This is a genomic window from Streptomyces sp. NPDC023541 (assembly GCF_055559995.1).
On record NZ_JBVHJO010000026.1, the window covers coordinates 28,231 to 42,516 of the forward strand.

Here is a 14,286-nt window from a genome sequence, read left to right on the forward strand (position 1 = left end):
GCCACTGACGCGGCCTCGGGGCCGAGTGTCGCGGGGGAGAACGGTCGGGAACCGGCGGCGTATGCCGCCCCTACGTGTGCCGCGCACGGGACCAGGACCCGATCAGGGGGCCCCTGTGCCGTCGCCTGGTCGGACGACGCGGCTCGAGGTGAGGGCCCCCGGAGCTGTTGGTCAGCCGGCTCCGGGGCCTGGGGCTCTGGCTGTCAGCGCTGGTCTTCGGCGGGACTCGCGCTCACCTGTCGACGGCGTCAGTCACGCGCTTCCAGTTGTCCAGGTCTGCGGTGCGGGCCTCCAGGGCGGTGCGCATTGCGGTGGCACTGGAGGTGCCGAGGGCCAGGCGGAGCGGGGGGTTGGGGCTGTCGACCGCGGTTCGGATGCCTTCGGCGATCCGGGCTGCGGAGGAGAACGCGGATGCGGGCAGTTCTCCGATGCCCTTCTGAACCGCGCGGACGGTCTGGTCGTAGTCGTCGAGGCCGACCGCGACATCGAGGTTGGACAGGAAGGGGGTGGCGGTCAGTCCGGGCTGGATGATCGTGACACTGATGCCGAGCGGTGCGACTTCGGCCACCAGCGCCTCCGACAGTCCCTCGACCGCGTACTTGGTCGCGGCCAGTAGTCCCACGCCGGGGTGGGCGGACTGCCCGTAGACCGAGGAGCCCTGGAGGATGTGTCCGGATCGCTGGGAGCGAAGTACTGGCAGCGTCGCGCGGAGCACGTTGAGCACTCCGAAGACGTTGGTGTCGAACACAGCGCGGACCTGCGTGTCGGAGGCTTCCTCGACGGCCCCGAAGAGTCCGTAGCCGGCGTTGTTCGCCACCACGTCGATGCGGCCGAACCGCAAGAGCGTGTGTTCCACCGCTTCCCGGACGGCCTGCTCGTCACGCACGTCTGCCCCTATGAGGAGCAGGCGGTCGCCGTGCGCTTCGGTCAGTTCCTGCAGGGAAACGGTGTTGCGGGCGATCGCCGAGACGACATCGCCGTTCTCCAGTGCCTGGCGGGTCAGTTCGCGGCCGATGCCGGAGGTCGCGCCGGTGATGAGCCATGTGCGGAGGCTGGTCTGCTGACTTGAAGTTCCGTTCATGTTGCGAACGTAAGCCGTTAGCTCGCAACGAGTCAAGCGTGGGGACGCTTTGAGTTGCCCGTTAGGCGGTTTAGTGCCTCGCTCTGCCGGTGTAGGATGGCGTGATGAGTAGTGCTTCAGCCGAATCTGCGAAGCCCGGCCCGCGCACTGTCGCGCCGGTGGTGGAGACCGTGCTCACGTTCGTGAACACGCGCGCGGACGGAGGCGGCCGACGAGAGATGTTCGGGGACGGGCAGTCGTTCGCGGCATGGCTGGCGGAGCACGACGAGTTCGGCGGCCATACGGTGGCGACCGACGCCGATGCCGCGGCCGCACGCGAGCTGCGTGACGCCCTGGTCACCCTGCTGCTCGCGCACTCGGGCGACGAGGAGAGCCTCGGCGAGCCGCTCCAGCACGCCGAGCAACACTTGCGGCGCGCAGGTGCGCTCTACCCGCTGGCGACGATGGTCACCGCCGATGGCGTCGAACTGGCGTCGCCGCAGGCAGGGGTGCCGCGGGTGTTCGGGACCGTCCTGGCCGCGGTGACCACCTTCGCGCAGACCGGCGACTGGGGGCGCGTCAAGGCGTGCCGCAACCCCCCGTGCCATTTCGGCTTCTTCGACCGGACTCGCAACGGGGCAGGGCTTTACTGCAGTACCGGCTGCGGCTCCCAGGTATCCATGCGCAATTACCGCCGGCGGCAGCGCCGGGAGGGTGAGGCCACGCCCGAGGCGTGAGGCCGCGGCTCCACGAGTGACCCCCTCACGAACCCGCGGCCACCTCGTACGTCCGGTGCCCGCTCATGGACCGCCCGGAATCGCGAGGCTTGTGCGAACGATCCCGGTCCGCTGTCCTCCCTGGTCGCGGTCACCGCCCGCTCGAACAGGCAGAGAGCGATCGGGTCCCGGCCGAGTGGCTGCCGCCGTCCGCGGACGCGCCGTGCCGGTACGGGGCCGAGTGGACCGCAACGTGGCTCCGTTGGAGCCTTGCGGTGGATGAGCTGGAGCAGGGCCGGCTGCTGGACATCGCGGCGGGCCGCTGCGGCACCGAAGGGGAGTTCACTCCGGCCCCGTAGGGCTATGCGCGGCCTGCGTGTGCCAGGCCGTCACCGGACGCCGCGACGTCCTGGCCCCGCCGCGTCGCCGACTTCGCCCGGCACTGGGACGCCGGCCACGCCTGGCACACCGGCGCCGTGGAGACAGTCCAACCTTCCTCCTGCGCCACTGCCAGGGAGGGGGCCGGACGGCTCCCAGGAGCGTCGCCGGCCGATGTCGCGCGCACCGCCGGATGCGACGGTCGGCGACCTGCTCCAGCCGATCTCGGAGCACTCGGATCCGGGGGCGTCCCTGATCTGGTCCTTCGTCCGGTCGACGTACACCTGCTCCTCGATCGTTCGATCGTCCCCGACGGCAGCAACACGTGCCTGCCGAAGATCCACTTCCCTGGTGCTGAGGCATCGACCAGCACCTCCTTCGGGGTAATGCCCGGGAGCCATCGCGGAGGGTGCGGGGTCACGGGCGACTTCGCGCGAACACGCCCTGCCGCGGCCGCGGACCGGCAGACAGCGCCGCGGCGTGGATGGACTGGTCCGCGTACACGCCGATGACAGCATCCGGTTAGGCCCTTCAGGGGTTTCACCGAGACCGCTGAAACGGGGAGCCGACGTGGTCCCGTGGCCCGGGCCACGGGCTATACGGGCGCTCCCTGGAGCGCCGACTGTGAGTGTTGCTGGGAGAGCCGGCGGGAACGGTCTTCACGACTCCTGATTCCGACGAAGGGACGAGACGTCGATGACCGCGAAGCGTGTAGTGGTGGCGGACGCAGACTTGACGGTCCGAGCCGCTCTCAGGCCGTTGCTGGATCGGGGTGGCTACGTTGTTGTCGGTGAGGCTGAGGACTGCCGCGATGCCATGGCACTGGTCAGGGCCCACAGCCCCGAACTACTGATCATCGACCTGGCCCTTCCCGGGCTGGACGCCCTGGAATTGGTCAAGCGCGTGTCGGGCAAGACGGACACCCGCACGGTCGTGCTCACCGGCCGGCCTGCGGAGAAATACGCGGCCCGGGCCAGGAGTGCGGGGGCCGCGGCGTACGTGACGAAAACCGGGGATCTGGCGAACCTGGGCGACGCCCTGCAGGCGGTAGCCACGGGCGGGACGTTCTTCCCCGAGGAATGACGACCCGTGCGATGTCCGCGCCGGGCCCGGCCGGGCTTCTCCGACCGGGCCCCGCCTGCGTGGACCTCGCAGCGCCCTGCCACCGTGCCATGCCCGGGCCCAGGGATCCTGCGGTGAGCAGGCCCTCCCCCCGCAGTCCGGGCGGGGTGTCGCTGCGTGCGGGTACGGCCGCCTTGAACGGACGACCCGCCATAGCCCATCGGAGAGCGGGCGGGGCCGGGTGCGGTCGAGGGTGCCGATCGCAAGGCCGCTGCCGCCCAGGGGGAACACCGCGCGCACGCCGAGTTCGAGAGCCTGCGCGGCGAAGACCGGCCGGGGGCGTTCGCACCACTGGCCAGGTCGGCCACCAGCACCGGCGCCGCGTCGGCGATCGCGCTCCTGCAGGGCCCTCGCCGAGCGTGTACGGGGCTTCGGCCAGACGGCCGGCCAGGGCGTCGCTCGACCACCACAGGGTGCGGGTGTCCGCGTTCCCGTCATGTCGATCAGATCGACACAAGCCCCGGCCAAGGCGGTCGGCCCGTGCGTTGCGGTCACACCGCGCGCTGCCCCGGCGAACTACGCCCGCAGGCCTGGGCCGGTTTCGGCGTCGGAGCGCACGCCGTCTTGTCAGTGGGCCGCTCGTCGTCGGGATGGACAGACTGCGCAGCACCTCACCTCCATCAGCCCGCACGCTGCTTGTCCTCCACCCGGCCCGAGGCCCGCACCGTTGATTCCGCCGTCGCTTGCGCGTGTATCGGGTCGTGCCGAACATTCACGCGCCGTGGCGTCGCGGGGGATCGGCGCGTGGTGCCAGGCAGGTGCCCTCGGCCGGAACATGAGCGCCCGTCACCTCTCCTTGCGCACGTTGTGGGAGGCGTTCATCGACTGGAGGGCACGGGACGTGGCCACGGCAATGCGGAGTGGTTCGACCTCGGAAGGGCTTCGGCTCCCTCGCTCAGGAGGGTGGCGTCCCCCGGACGTCTTGGCCCGCTTCTCCGCGATCCACTCCGCAGGCTTCCGCGAGCTCCTGGAGTGCCAGGACGGAGCCGGGGGGAGGCCTTGGCGGCGGAAGCGCTCACTGGGCGGTCTTTTTCGTGGTCGTGTTCGCGGCGAGGTCGGTGTGCAGGGCAATCGGGCAGCGGTCCAGCGGGCGGCCCCAGACCGCGTACCGGATCCGGATCCACGGCTCGGTCTGGGCCGCGACCGCTCCTGCGGCCAATAGGCCGACGACGGCCGGGGCCGTCAGCAGCCCGGAGCCGGGCGTACGGGCGGCGGCGGACCCGGCCCGCAGGTCGAGGCGGGGCGGGCCTGTGTCGCGTCAGCTGGCACGGATGTCCTCAGAGCCCTTGACCGAGTTCACATAACGCGCACGCGGCAATCAACATATTCCGGGAGGTTCAACCCTATTGTGGCCTGGTGAACGGTCATCAGCGAGTGCGGGACGACGAGGGTAGTGCGACCCGGATCCTGGCGCTGTCGGACGGTGTTTTCGCCATCGCGATGACGTTGCTGGCGCTGGACATCACGCTGCCCGCCGAGCTCGACCCGGCCGGCTTTGAAGAGGCGCTGGGGGAGGTGATGCCGAACCTGTGGGCGTACGCCCTCAGCTTCGTGGTCATCGCAGCGTTCTGGCGGGGCCACCACCAGCTCTTCCGGTACGTGCGGGAGGTGGACGGGACGGTCCTCAAGCTCGGGCTGCTGAACCTGGGGCTCATCGCCCTGATGCCGTTCCCCACCACGCTGCTGGCCGAATACGGGGACCGGCCGCAGTCGGTGGCGGTCTACTCCGGCGCCGTCGCGGCCATCGGAGCCGCACAGCTCGCGCTTGCGGTCGTCCTGTGGAAGCGCCCGTGGCTCAGCAGTACGGCGATGCCCGATCCTGTGGCGCGCAACGATGTGCTCGATCTGGCGTCGATGGTGCTGGTCTTCGCTGTAGCCGTGCCGCTCGCCTTTGTCTCCCCGACGGGCGCGCAGCTGTGGTGGGCGGTGCTGGTCCCCGTGAAAGTGGTGCTGGGCCAGCGGGGCAAGCGCCTGCGCGCGGCCACCCAACCGCCTCCCGCCCCGGGCGGCTGAGGCGTCTAAGGTCTGTTGCGAAAATGGATCTTGTTCTTTCGTGATCACGTCTTGTGGGACGTGGAGATCTAGCGAACGGCCGGTGGGTCCGGCTTGAGCCGCTGCTGCCGCAGGGCATCAAGCCGGGTCGGCCGCCGGTGTGGACGCGCCGTCAGCTGATAGACGGCATACGGTGACGGACCCGCACCGGCGCCCCCTGGCGTGACGTGCCGGAACGCTACGGGCCCTGGGACCGGGTCTGTGACCTGTTCCGGCGATGGCAGCGGGACGGCACGTGGGCGAGGATCTTCACCCAGCTCCAGGCCGAGACGGACGCCAAGGGCCTGATCACCTGGGAGGTCAACGTCGACTCCACCGTCTGCCGGGCCCACCAGCACGCCGCCGGGGCGGCGAAAAGGGGCCATCGACCTGCCGACGGCGTAGCCGCTCTCGTCATCCTTCTCCTGCTCAACAACGACCAGCAGGTGCTGGCTCCCGCCCGATGGCAGGGCTCAGTGCTCGGCAGCCTCCTCGGTCCAGATCCCAGTCGGGTGCTCGTCGACCGGAAGCCACAAGCTGGGCTGCGCGCGGCACCCCGGACTTGCCTGCTCGTCCGACGGCCAGCGGTGATCCCGGTCCGGCCAGACCAGCTGGACGACAGGGGCCGGAGTCCGGCGGTAGAAATTGACGGCCGTACCGAGCAGAGGTCGGTGCCAACTGACATCGACGGGTTGGAGCCGGACCTCGTGCCCCTCGATGACGCCTGGGAGCAGCGTGCCCGGCTCTGTCGCGGGCCCGTTGCGCAGTTCGGCGGCCGCGTCATTGACCCAATGCATCAGCCCCTGGAGCTCCAAACCGAACATGGCGACCTCGGGGATCCGATAGGAGTGCCACAGGCCGACGGTGAAGGCCCAGTCCGGTATGTCTTCACCGCCGACACCCACTACGTGCCAGCCGTGCCTGCGGACGTCTGCCATCTCACGGGCCCAGGATTTCTTCCGCTGCCGGCGTGTTCGGAAGGTCGCCGCGGCTGCGGGATCGCACAGTACGCATGGGCACGACGAGGACATGGTCAGGTCAGTCACCCGGGCATCCAAGCAGATCAGGACCGGCTGCCCGCCATGCGGGGCGCCACGGGGCCACGGCGCTAAGGCAACTGCATTGGGCTGCCGCGCCCCCGTCGGCGGCCGCAGGCGCCCGGCTCGCGCACACGCGCTGCCCCCAGCCCGCGCGAGCGCCTGATCCTGTCCGACGTCGTGATGACGAACCGCCTGAAAGGGACGAGGCCTGTGGACACCATTCCCGGCCACCCGCACGGGCGGCACTTCCGGCACTGCTACGCCTACGAGGGGAGCTTCTGCTCCTGCGGCGGCCGGTACACCGGGGACGACGTCGGCCCCCGCCTTGAGGTGCCTCCCGCGCCCTTCAACCTGCTCGCACTCCACCGGGTACTGCGCGAGGAGCCGCAGTACGGCCGGGGCCGCGCCACACCGGCCGCCTGACTCGGATCGGACGCGCTGCGCCGCAGCGGCCTGCGGGCCCCAACTCGTTGTCTCCCCAGGGGTTCGGGATCCGTCCTGGTGCCGCTGCCTGACCGCTTGGTCGCCCTCGGCGCGTCAACCCGACGGGCGGCATGAGCGCCTCCAAGCCGCGGAGTTGAAGAATGAGCCCCTCCCCGTCCGGCCCGCGGGCCGGACGGCCCAAGAACGTCGCGCCCCGGGCCTGCAGTCGGGAGCGCATCGAACAGGTACGGCGGATGTCAGCCGTTCTTATTCGGGTCGTAGACGTCCTTGTCGGCCGGGACGTCCACCTGTACGGGCTGGTTGACGCCGGTGAAGGCGAGATTGATCGTGTTGGCGCCGCTGGTGGTCACCCTGAGCAGAAACGGTTCACCCTTGGTGGCCACGAGGAAAACCCCTTCGGGCGTGTTGATCGTGACCGCCTCCTGACCGTCGATCTTGGTCAGTGCGCCCTTTTCCGCGGCCTGGATGCTGTACATGTCCTTGAGCAGGCCGTCCCGGTCACACAGGCTGGTCAGTCCCTTCAGGGCAGGGTCCGAGGCCTCTACGCGCATCCAGCGGCCCGACATCTCCTTGCGGGCCCGGCCCGCCTGGTCCTCGGGCATGTCCTTGGTCTGGGCGAGCATGTAGGCCTCGTCGCCGCGGAGGAAGGTGTGGTCCCGGGTGCGGACCACTTCGATGTTGCCGCTGCTCTGGGCCGACATCGTGCCCTTGCAGTCGCCGGTGCCGCTGATCGACAGGTTCACCTGCGTGGGTATGCCCTGGCTGGACGTTGTTCCGGCGACAGTGAAGGTGGACGCGCCGCGCAGCGCGGTCACGGAGTCGTTCAGCACGCGGGAGGCCGGCTGGCCGGGGAACGGTTCGGACGACAGGCATCCGGTGAGCCCGAGGGCCGCAGCACCGGTGAGAGCGACGGCGGCGAGCAGGCGGTGAGCGGTGTGCACGGAGACTCTTTTCAGTGGGGGAGCGGGTCGGAAGGAGGGTACGGGCGTCAGGACGGCGCCCCGCGGTCGGGTCGGACTGCCGATGCGCCCGCACCGGCCGCCACACGACCGTGCCGGGCGCGCCACGCCCGGCCCGGCGGCCTCAACCCGCCGCCGGGTGCTCGGGATCCGTCCCGGCGCCGGCCGTTTCGTGGGTACGCACGGCGGGGGAGCAGGCCGGATTGCAACCGGCGTCCCGCCTCTTGCCAAGAGGGCGCATCTACCTCTGCGCTACAGCCCCCGCCGCGGTGTCGACGTAGGCGACAGGGTTCGGGGCAGGTGCCAGGCCGAGAGGATCCGGTGAGGCGTAGCGGCCGGTTTCGGGGTCGTAGTGGCGGAAGTAGTTGCAGTGGAGGCCGGTCTCAGGGTCGTAGTAATAGCCGGGGAAGCGGAGCGGGTGTATGTGCCGCTGTCACGTTTCCATGCGGTGGTGCCCCACAGGGTTGCGCGCGAACGCCACGCTATCTCGCCACATTCGTCTATCAGTTCGATGGGAGTGCCGATGACGTCCGTGGCGAATGGCGAAGAAGCGGCGGTCGATCTCCCCCTGGCCGCCGTCGGCCGCGAGGGAAGGCGCTCGGTCTGAGCCAGCGAGACGGCCCCGCGGTGATCCCAGGTGAGGGCGAGCGTGGTCGTCTGATCCGGTCGGTGGCTGGTCTGCTCACACAGCATCAAGCCGTCCCAGGCGAAACGGACCTCCTCGACCACGCGGTGACCGTCAGCCGCCAGCCGCTGCTTGGCGATGCGGCGGCCGAGCGGATCATAGCCGTACCTCCACCGCGTCCCGTCGGGGGTGGTTACCCAGGTGAGGCGGTTCTCCGCGTCCCAGGCGTATCGCCAGGTGTCCGGCTTCCGGGAGAGCCGAGTCTTCTGCCGCAGTGTGACTCGGCCGAGGGCGTCGTGCTCAAAGCGGACGTCGCCCGCACGGAAAACAGCGGTGCCGGTGTAGGTCCGTGATCCGGTGGCCTCGCTGCCGGGGTGGTCGGCCGGCCAGGACGCCCAGGTCTGGGTGCCGGTGTCGTCGTAGGCGTACTGCTCTGTCCAACCCTGGGCGCGGACGCCCGTGACCCGGCCCGCTCCGGTCGAGGTCAAAACTGCGGGTGCGTTACTGCCGGTCCGCAACGGATATCAGGTGGCCGTCGGTGCGATATGCATAGGTGCGGCTGCCGACAGTGCGCTCTGCGGCGGTGATGTGCTGCTCTGAAAGCCGCCCCGCTTTGTCCCAGGCACAGGTCATGGTGACCGTCCCGCCGAAGACGCGCTCCAGTTCGCGTCCGGCGGCGTCGTGGGTGAACTCGACGCGGCGAACGCCATGACCAGCGCGATCAGCCGGGGCGGATCCCGTACGAGCGAGCCCACGGCCGCCCCCACCAGCAGGGCCGCGCCCGCGAACAGGCCCCACCCGCCCGCAACCAACGCTCCGCCCACAACCGCCCCTCTCCCACACTGCCTGCCCGATACGGCGCACCTTGAGGGAGTGCCTGCGGTGCTCACTCGCGACCTGCCCCGTTCCCGCGTCGCACACCCCCGAGGGCACGCACCCATTGCCGGCAGGCATTGGAGAGGAGTCAGGGGGCATCCGGGAGAAGGGTGGGTCGACCGCGGCCCCGGTCCCGCCCATCGATGTCGGATAACCAGGGGAGTGAGAAGGTGAAAGGCTTCCGCAGCTTCATCCTGCGCGGCAACGTGGTCGATCTGGCGGTCGGTATCGTCATCGGGGCGGCGTTCACCGCCGTCGTGAACGGCTTCGTCGGTGCCTTCCTGACCCCGCTCGTCGGGCTGGCGACCGGCGCCACCGGCGACATGAGCCGCAAGACTTTCACCGTGGGCGCCACCGAGTTTCCCTACGGCGCCTTCCTCAACGCCGCGATCAGTTTCCTCCTCCTCGCCTGCGCCTTGTACTTCCTGGTCGTGCTCCCGATCAACAAGCTGCACGAGCGCCTCGCTCCGCACCAGGACGTCCAGGCCCCCAAGCGGGACTGCCCCGAGTGCCTCAGCCCCGTCCCCGCGCTGGCTCGGCGCTGCGCGGCCTGCACCGTCCCCCTGCCGGTGGTACCCGCCCAGGCGGGGGAGGCGACGCAGCGCGCCGGGTGACCAGCCACCCGTGCACCTTCCGCCGATGGCCGACTGGACGGTCATAGCGCCCAGATACTCCGCACGAGACAGGCCAGACCGCCGCAACGCGTGCCCCATCACACCGTCGACTGGTCGTGGGCAGCTTCTGTCCGCAGCGCAGGGTCGGCATGTGCGAGCTCCGATTCCGCTCCCTTCGGCCGTCGGCGCTTCTGGGCGCCGAGACCTGGGCAGGCGAACCTCGCAGGCGGAACGCCTCAGGAGGGGAGGAACCATGGCCTCACCTGCGCTGGATCAGGACTTGCCGCACGAGAACGGAGCCGCAGCCTCGGCCCGAAACGCAGCACGCAGCTTTCTCGACCTCGCTGCCCGCGCCCGGCTGCCTACCGAGCAGCGGCAGCAGCAGCGGCCGCTCGACCTGGAAGTACTCATCGATCGTCCACAGCCGCGAACAGATCCGGCGCCGCCCGTCATGAAGATCCCGCTGATCGACCAGCTCGTTCAGCACGGCCAGCGAGTCGACCTCGGGCACGGGGGTGAAGTGCTTGCGGCGGAAGCACGGACCTGCGTGGGACAAGCAGTCCAGGAACACCTTGGGACGTGGCTGGAGGAGCACCCGGAACAGGCCTTGGCCCTCGTCGGTCGAATCCAGGGCACCCGCCAGCACTGAGCGAAGCAGACCACCCGCGCCGGTCCCTGGGAACGGTACGTGCAAGACGTGAACTACGCGTGGGCGTGACCCCTGGACACGCCCACGCCGAGGGGGTGGTCGGCCGTGGCAGGCCCGCCCCGCTGACCGGCGATGATTGATGCGGGCTGGGCAGAGGCGTCCGGCGGGTTCTCGGGGGTGGGGCAGTGATCGAGGTCAGGCAGCAGGGCGCGTTCAGCGTGAACAGTGTCGGCATGGAGCGCCGGCCGTTCCCCTTGAGCTTCAGCGTCCGCGAGGCCGAGGGGCTGTGGCGGGTGAGGGCGGGTGCGGCCCAGGCGGGCGAGCTGGCCGACCTGCTCGTGTCCGTGGCGAACGACGCGGTGGCGGTGGTGTCGCTGGAGACCAACTCCTATCTGGATGAGGACTGGCATCCTGTGCGGCCCTCGCTGATCGCGGCTGAGCTGGGCGTGCCGTGCACGGTCCACTCCCTCGGATCCTGGGCGGCCGGCACGAACGGACTCGCGGAGGAGTTTTTGGTGTTGGACCGCGACCTCCTGCCCCGTCTACTCGACGGCAGCTGGTCGCCGTACGAGCTGACTCTGATCGACGTGCCCGCCGACGTGACCGAGGAGCAGCTCGACGAGCTCGCCCTCGTGCTCGGCACGACCGGCATTGACCATTCGCTCCTGAGTCGCCTGGGAGACTCCCGGGTCTGGTTCTCGGGCCACGACGACTGCTACGTACTCCTGGAAACCCTCGACCCCGCCCTGCCGGCCGCGGTCCTGGCACGGCTGCTGACCCTGCTGGCCGGCTCCGCCCTCACCGAACTCGCCGAGGAGCCCTTCTCGCGCGTTCCCGAGCCCGGGCCCCGCCTGACTGAACAGCTGATCGCCACCGCACCCCACTGGATCGGAGCCCTGGGCAACGTCACCGAGGACCTGGTCACTATCAGACTGGCCGCCCTGCCAGGCCCGTGGCGGCTGGGCGTCTCGTTCCCGGAGCAGGCCGACCTCACGGCGACGCTCGACGTACGTCACGGCACCTGGCGGATCTCGCCCGCGGAGTAACGCGAGGAGCCACCCCGGCGGGTGCCGGGTGCCAGCAGTGGCAGGTCACGCAGCCTACGGAGCGGCACCCGTAGGTTGAGCCGGGCCGGGGTCCAATCCATGTCTTCCTGACCGGCCACGGGGTGCCATCGGACTTGTCGCACTGCCCTGCGCGCCAACCAAATCGCTCAGCCGGGCCAACTGGAAAACCACACCCGGCACCCCTGGGCGGCCCAACCATATGAAGGGCTCGACCAACCCGTCCCAGGAACGTAAGGCCTCCTACGGCGCGAGTCCCAGTTGAACTTAGAACTCCTAACGAAATGATCTTCAAGATGGTTGGATCACTCCGGGACGGAATATCCGGGGGTGCGGGGTGGCGCGGCTGAAGCCATGGGAAGTCGACGACGAGCTGTGGGCGGTGGTCGAGCCACTGCTGCCGAAGGTCGAGCGTCGGGCTCGGCACCCCGGACGTATGCGGGCATCCTGACCGGCTGGTGTTCCAGGGCATCCTGTTCGTGCTGCACACCGGGATCGCCTGGGAGCAGCTGCCGCAGGAACTCGGCTTCGGCTCGGGCATGACCTGCTGGCGCCGTCTGGCCGAGTGGACCAAGGCCGGGGTGTGGCCTCGGCTGCACGCGCTCCTCCTTGCCGAGCTCCGCAGCGCGAACGTCCTGGACTTCTCCCGTGCGGCGGTCGACGGCTCCCACATCCGGGCGTTGAAGGGGGCTCCAAGACAGGACGAAGCCCTGTCGACCGGGGCAGGACGGGCAGCAAGCACCACCTGATCACCGACGCCACCGGCATCCCGCTCGCCGTCACCTTGACCGGCGGCAACCGCAACGATGTCACCCAGCTGATCCCGCTCCTCCAAGCCGTGCCGCCCGTGCGGGGCAAGCGCGGCCGGCCCCGGCGCCGCCCGGACGTGGTGCTGGCCGACCGCGGCTATGACCACGACAAGTACCGCCGCCTGGTCTGGGGTCTCGGCGTGAAGCCACTGATCGCCCGCCGGGGCACCGAGCACGGCTCCGGACTGGGCACCCAACGCTGGCTCGTGGAGGGCGCGTTCGCCCATCTGCACTGGTTCCGCCGCCTACGGATCCGCCGGGAGATCCGCGACGACATCCACGAAGCCTTCCTCACCCTCGGATGCGCACTGATCTGCTGGCGACGGCTGAACTCAACTATTGCTCACTAGTTTTTCTGCAGGGTGCGGGTGATACCGGCGATGATGGCGGTCGTCAGCATCCAGCCGAAGGCGATCAGCAGGTAGGCCAGCCACTGGAGGCTGCTGTTCGGCCAATACCACCCAGTGCGCTGACCCAGACCACCGAGGGGGATCAAAAGGTCGAGCGTGTAGACGAGGGGCTGGAACGGGCTGCCTTCGTCTCGTTTGACCGGGCTGGGAGAGTGAGTGCTAAAGGCCAGCGTGCCCAGTAGGGTCAGCGCGAGGAGCCAGACGCCAGCCAGCCAGGGCCGATAGCCATAGCCCACGGTCACGTCCAGCAGGTGCCCCCATACCCGGGCCGGCGGGGACAGGGTGAGACGCCGGTGGCGCTGCTTGGCCAGGAGCACGCGGCGGGCGTCATCGTCATGGCCGATTTGCCGGTACCAGCCCGCGAGTTGCTCGTACGGCTGCGGGACATAGCCAGGATTCCGGCGGACCCAGGCCAGGCGACGGGCCACGTCGTCCCTCGCAGGCGGTGCGTCGTCGCCTGCCGCGGACGGGGCGTCCCCGAATCGGATGGACCCGTAGGTGAACCCTTCCAGGAGCACCTTCTTCGGCCAGCTCTGCTCGCTGTCCTGACACCAGGTGGCCTGGGCGGACCGGAGATCCACCAGTCCTGAGAGCGGTGCTGCGGTTCTGTAGTCGAAGTCGCCCACGTGCATGGATACGCAGTCCAGGGCTACGCCATCCCCGTTCAGATGGGCTCCTTCGAAGGTCAGCAGACCTTCTATTCGGGCCCTTCGCAGCAGTACGCCTCCTTGCGCGGTGAACCCCTGGGAGCAGTCCACCGTCGAAGCGGCCATACTTCCTGCGGCAAGTGCGACGCCCGCGGTGTTCCCCAGCCGTGCGCCTTGCAGGAACAGGCCGCTGAGCAGCTGTGCGCCGGGCAGCCGCAGTCCGCCTTGCGTGCTGAGCCGCTGGCCGAAGACGCCGCCATCCAGGACGAGGCCGCCCGCGCGCACTGCCCACTCTTCCGCGCCCGAGATCCTGGCATCCGAGATCACCAGATTCCCGGCCATACGAGCGTTGACGAGTATGAGGGAGCCGCCTTCGAGAGTCGACCGCCTCAGGTCCAGGTCACCCTCGATTCGGGCGAGCTCGGCGTTGATCCCCGGCACCCAGCTGTCCGATATCTCGATCGTCCGGGTCATCGCACCGTGCAGTTGCACCGCCTCGTCCAGCCGACAGCCCTGCAGCAAGAACGTGTGACAGATCTCCGCCCCGGACAGGTCGAGACGACCGGTGATACGCGCGCCGGTGAGTCGCAAGGCGGCTACGGTGCCAGACCGGTCTTCGTTCGCGCCGAGCAACAGCGTCGCCACGACGGCCGCGCGGACAGTACGGTCGGGGCCCCACCGGTCACCCGCAGCGGGAGCGTCCGCGTCGGGTACTCCTGTGCGCAGGTCAACGCGACGCCCCTCAGGGAAGGCGTCCCACAGCTCGCGCTCCGGCGGGGTCATCTCGTCATAGGACAGCACCCATGCAGAGTAATGATCTACTCACTCAGGCGCGCCAAGCG

Annotated in this window: 13 protein-coding genes and 3 pseudogenes; 8 read left to right on the forward strand and 8 right to left on the reverse strand. The window is 69.6% G+C overall.

Annotation, left to right across the window (positions count from 1 at the left end; genetic code table 11):
• Positions 1 to 232: 232 nt before the first annotated feature.
• Positions 233 to 1,081, reverse strand: a complete 849-nt coding sequence (locus ACZ3X1_RS35110; protein WP_467283323.1) for an SDR family NAD(P)-dependent oxidoreductase — start codon at positions 1,079 to 1,081, stop codon at positions 233 to 235.
• Between the two features lie 158 nt (positions 1,082 to 1,239).
• On the opposite strand from ACZ3X1_RS35110, the gene ACZ3X1_RS35115 reads away from it, so the two are divergent.
• Positions 1,240 to 1,797: a CGNR zinc finger domain-containing protein gene (locus ACZ3X1_RS35115; protein ID WP_467283324.1), complete on the forward strand. Its 558-nt coding sequence runs from the start codon at positions 1,240 to 1,242 to the stop codon at positions 1,795 to 1,797.
• Positions 1,798 to 2,850: 1,053 nt separating this feature from the next.
• Positions 2,851 to 3,237 carry an ANTAR domain-containing response regulator gene (locus ACZ3X1_RS35120; protein ID WP_467283327.1) on the forward strand — a complete coding sequence of 129 codons (387 nt, stop codon included), beginning with the start codon at positions 2,851 to 2,853 and terminating at the stop codon, positions 3,235 to 3,237.
• 1,054 nt (positions 3,238 to 4,291) lie between these two features.
• Here the strand turns inward: ACZ3X1_RS35120 and ACZ3X1_RS35125 are convergent.
• Entirely contained in the window at positions 4,292 to 4,435 is a 144-nt protein-coding gene (locus ACZ3X1_RS35125) for a hypothetical protein (protein WP_390077356.1), read from the reverse strand.
• Positions 4,436 to 4,629: 194 nt separating this feature from the next.
• Here ACZ3X1_RS35125 and ACZ3X1_RS35130 point away from each other — a divergent pair, with 194 nt between their 5' ends.
• Together ACZ3X1_RS35130 and ACZ3X1_RS35135 are read left to right on the forward strand one after the other, a co-directional pair.
• A complete protein-coding gene (locus ACZ3X1_RS35130) occupies positions 4,630 to 5,289 on the forward strand; it encodes a TMEM175 family protein (RefSeq protein WP_467283393.1) in 660 nt (219 codons plus the stop codon).
• Positions 5,290 to 5,342: 53 nt separating this feature from the next.
• Positions 5,343 to 5,690: pseudogene (locus ACZ3X1_RS35135) on the forward strand (transposase); the annotation flags it as partial.
• A 90-nt stretch (positions 5,691 to 5,780) separates the two neighbouring features.
• Here ACZ3X1_RS35135 and ACZ3X1_RS35140 read toward each other — a convergent pair.
• Entirely contained in the window at positions 5,781 to 6,353 is a 573-nt protein-coding gene (locus ACZ3X1_RS35140) for a DUF4262 domain-containing protein (protein WP_467283332.1), read from the reverse strand.
• 204 nt (positions 6,354 to 6,557) lie between these two features.
• Here ACZ3X1_RS35140 and ACZ3X1_RS35145 point away from each other — a divergent pair, with 204 nt between their 5' ends.
• Positions 6,558 to 6,770: a hypothetical protein gene (locus ACZ3X1_RS35145; protein ID WP_467283335.1), complete on the forward strand. Its 213-nt coding sequence runs from the start codon at positions 6,558 to 6,560 to the stop codon at positions 6,768 to 6,770.
• Between the two features lie 257 nt (positions 6,771 to 7,027).
• Here the strand turns inward: ACZ3X1_RS35145 and ACZ3X1_RS35150 are convergent, their stop codons facing one another.
• The 3 genes and pseudogenes from ACZ3X1_RS35150 to ACZ3X1_RS35160 form a co-directional block, all read right to left on the reverse strand.
• The gene (locus ACZ3X1_RS35150; protein WP_467283338.1) at positions 7,028 to 7,732 is read right to left on the reverse strand and encodes a hypothetical protein; all 705 of its coding nucleotides are present in this window, start codon (positions 7,730 to 7,732) and stop codon (positions 7,028 to 7,030) included.
• Between the two features lie 292 nt (positions 7,733 to 8,024).
• A pseudogene (locus ACZ3X1_RS35155) lies at positions 8,025 to 9,083 on the reverse strand (RHS repeat-associated core domain-containing protein); the annotation flags it as partial.
• Positions 9,005 to 9,199, reverse strand: a complete 195-nt coding sequence (locus ACZ3X1_RS35160; protein WP_467283397.1) for a hypothetical protein — start codon at positions 9,197 to 9,199, stop codon at positions 9,005 to 9,007. The gene ACZ3X1_RS35160 and the pseudogene ACZ3X1_RS35155, both read right to left, overlap by 79 nt.
• A gap of 222 nt (positions 9,200 to 9,421) precedes the next feature.
• On the opposite strand from ACZ3X1_RS35160, the gene mscL reads away from it, so the two are divergent.
• Positions 9,422 to 9,865, forward strand: coding sequence for a large conductance mechanosensitive channel protein MscL (mscL, locus tag ACZ3X1_RS35165; protein WP_390077350.1), 444 nt, complete (start codon positions 9,422 to 9,424; stop codon positions 9,863 to 9,865).
• A gap of 259 nt (positions 9,866 to 10,124) precedes the next feature.
• On the opposite strand, the gene ACZ3X1_RS35170 is transcribed toward mscL, so the two are convergent.
• Positions 10,125 to 10,511, reverse strand: coding sequence for a hypothetical protein (locus tag ACZ3X1_RS35170; protein ID WP_467283340.1), 387 nt, complete (start codon positions 10,509 to 10,511; stop codon positions 10,125 to 10,127).
• A 188-nt stretch (positions 10,512 to 10,699) separates the two neighbouring features.
• On the opposite strand from ACZ3X1_RS35170, the gene ACZ3X1_RS35175 reads away from it, so the two are divergent.
• Both ACZ3X1_RS35175 and ACZ3X1_RS35180 read left to right on the forward strand, forming a co-directional pair.
• Complete coding sequence (locus ACZ3X1_RS35175) at positions 10,700 to 11,560, forward strand: hypothetical protein (protein ID WP_467283343.1); 861 nt, start codon at positions 10,700 to 10,702, stop codon at positions 11,558 to 11,560.
• Between the two features lie 355 nt (positions 11,561 to 11,915).
• Positions 11,916 to 12,737: pseudogene (locus ACZ3X1_RS35180) on the forward strand (IS5 family transposase).
• Here the strand turns inward: ACZ3X1_RS35180 and ACZ3X1_RS35185 are convergent.
• Positions 12,734 to 14,245, reverse strand: coding sequence for an oxidoreductase (locus ACZ3X1_RS35185; protein ID WP_467283345.1), 1,512 nt, complete (start codon positions 14,243 to 14,245; stop codon positions 12,734 to 12,736). The pseudogene ACZ3X1_RS35180 and the gene ACZ3X1_RS35185 sit on opposite strands and share 4 nt — an antisense overlap.
• Positions 14,246 to 14,286: the final 41 nt, after the last annotated feature.

Excerpts from the sequence above, each read along its gene's own strand:
- ACZ3X1_RS35120 (WP_467283327.1), top strand. The coding sequence starts at position 2,851 with ATGACCGCGAAGCGTGTAGTGGTGGCGGACGCAGACTTGACGGTCCGA.
- ACZ3X1_RS35110 (WP_467283323.1), bottom strand. The coding sequence starts at position 1,081 with ATGAACGGAACTTCAAGTCAGCAGACCAGCCTCCGCACATGGCTCATC.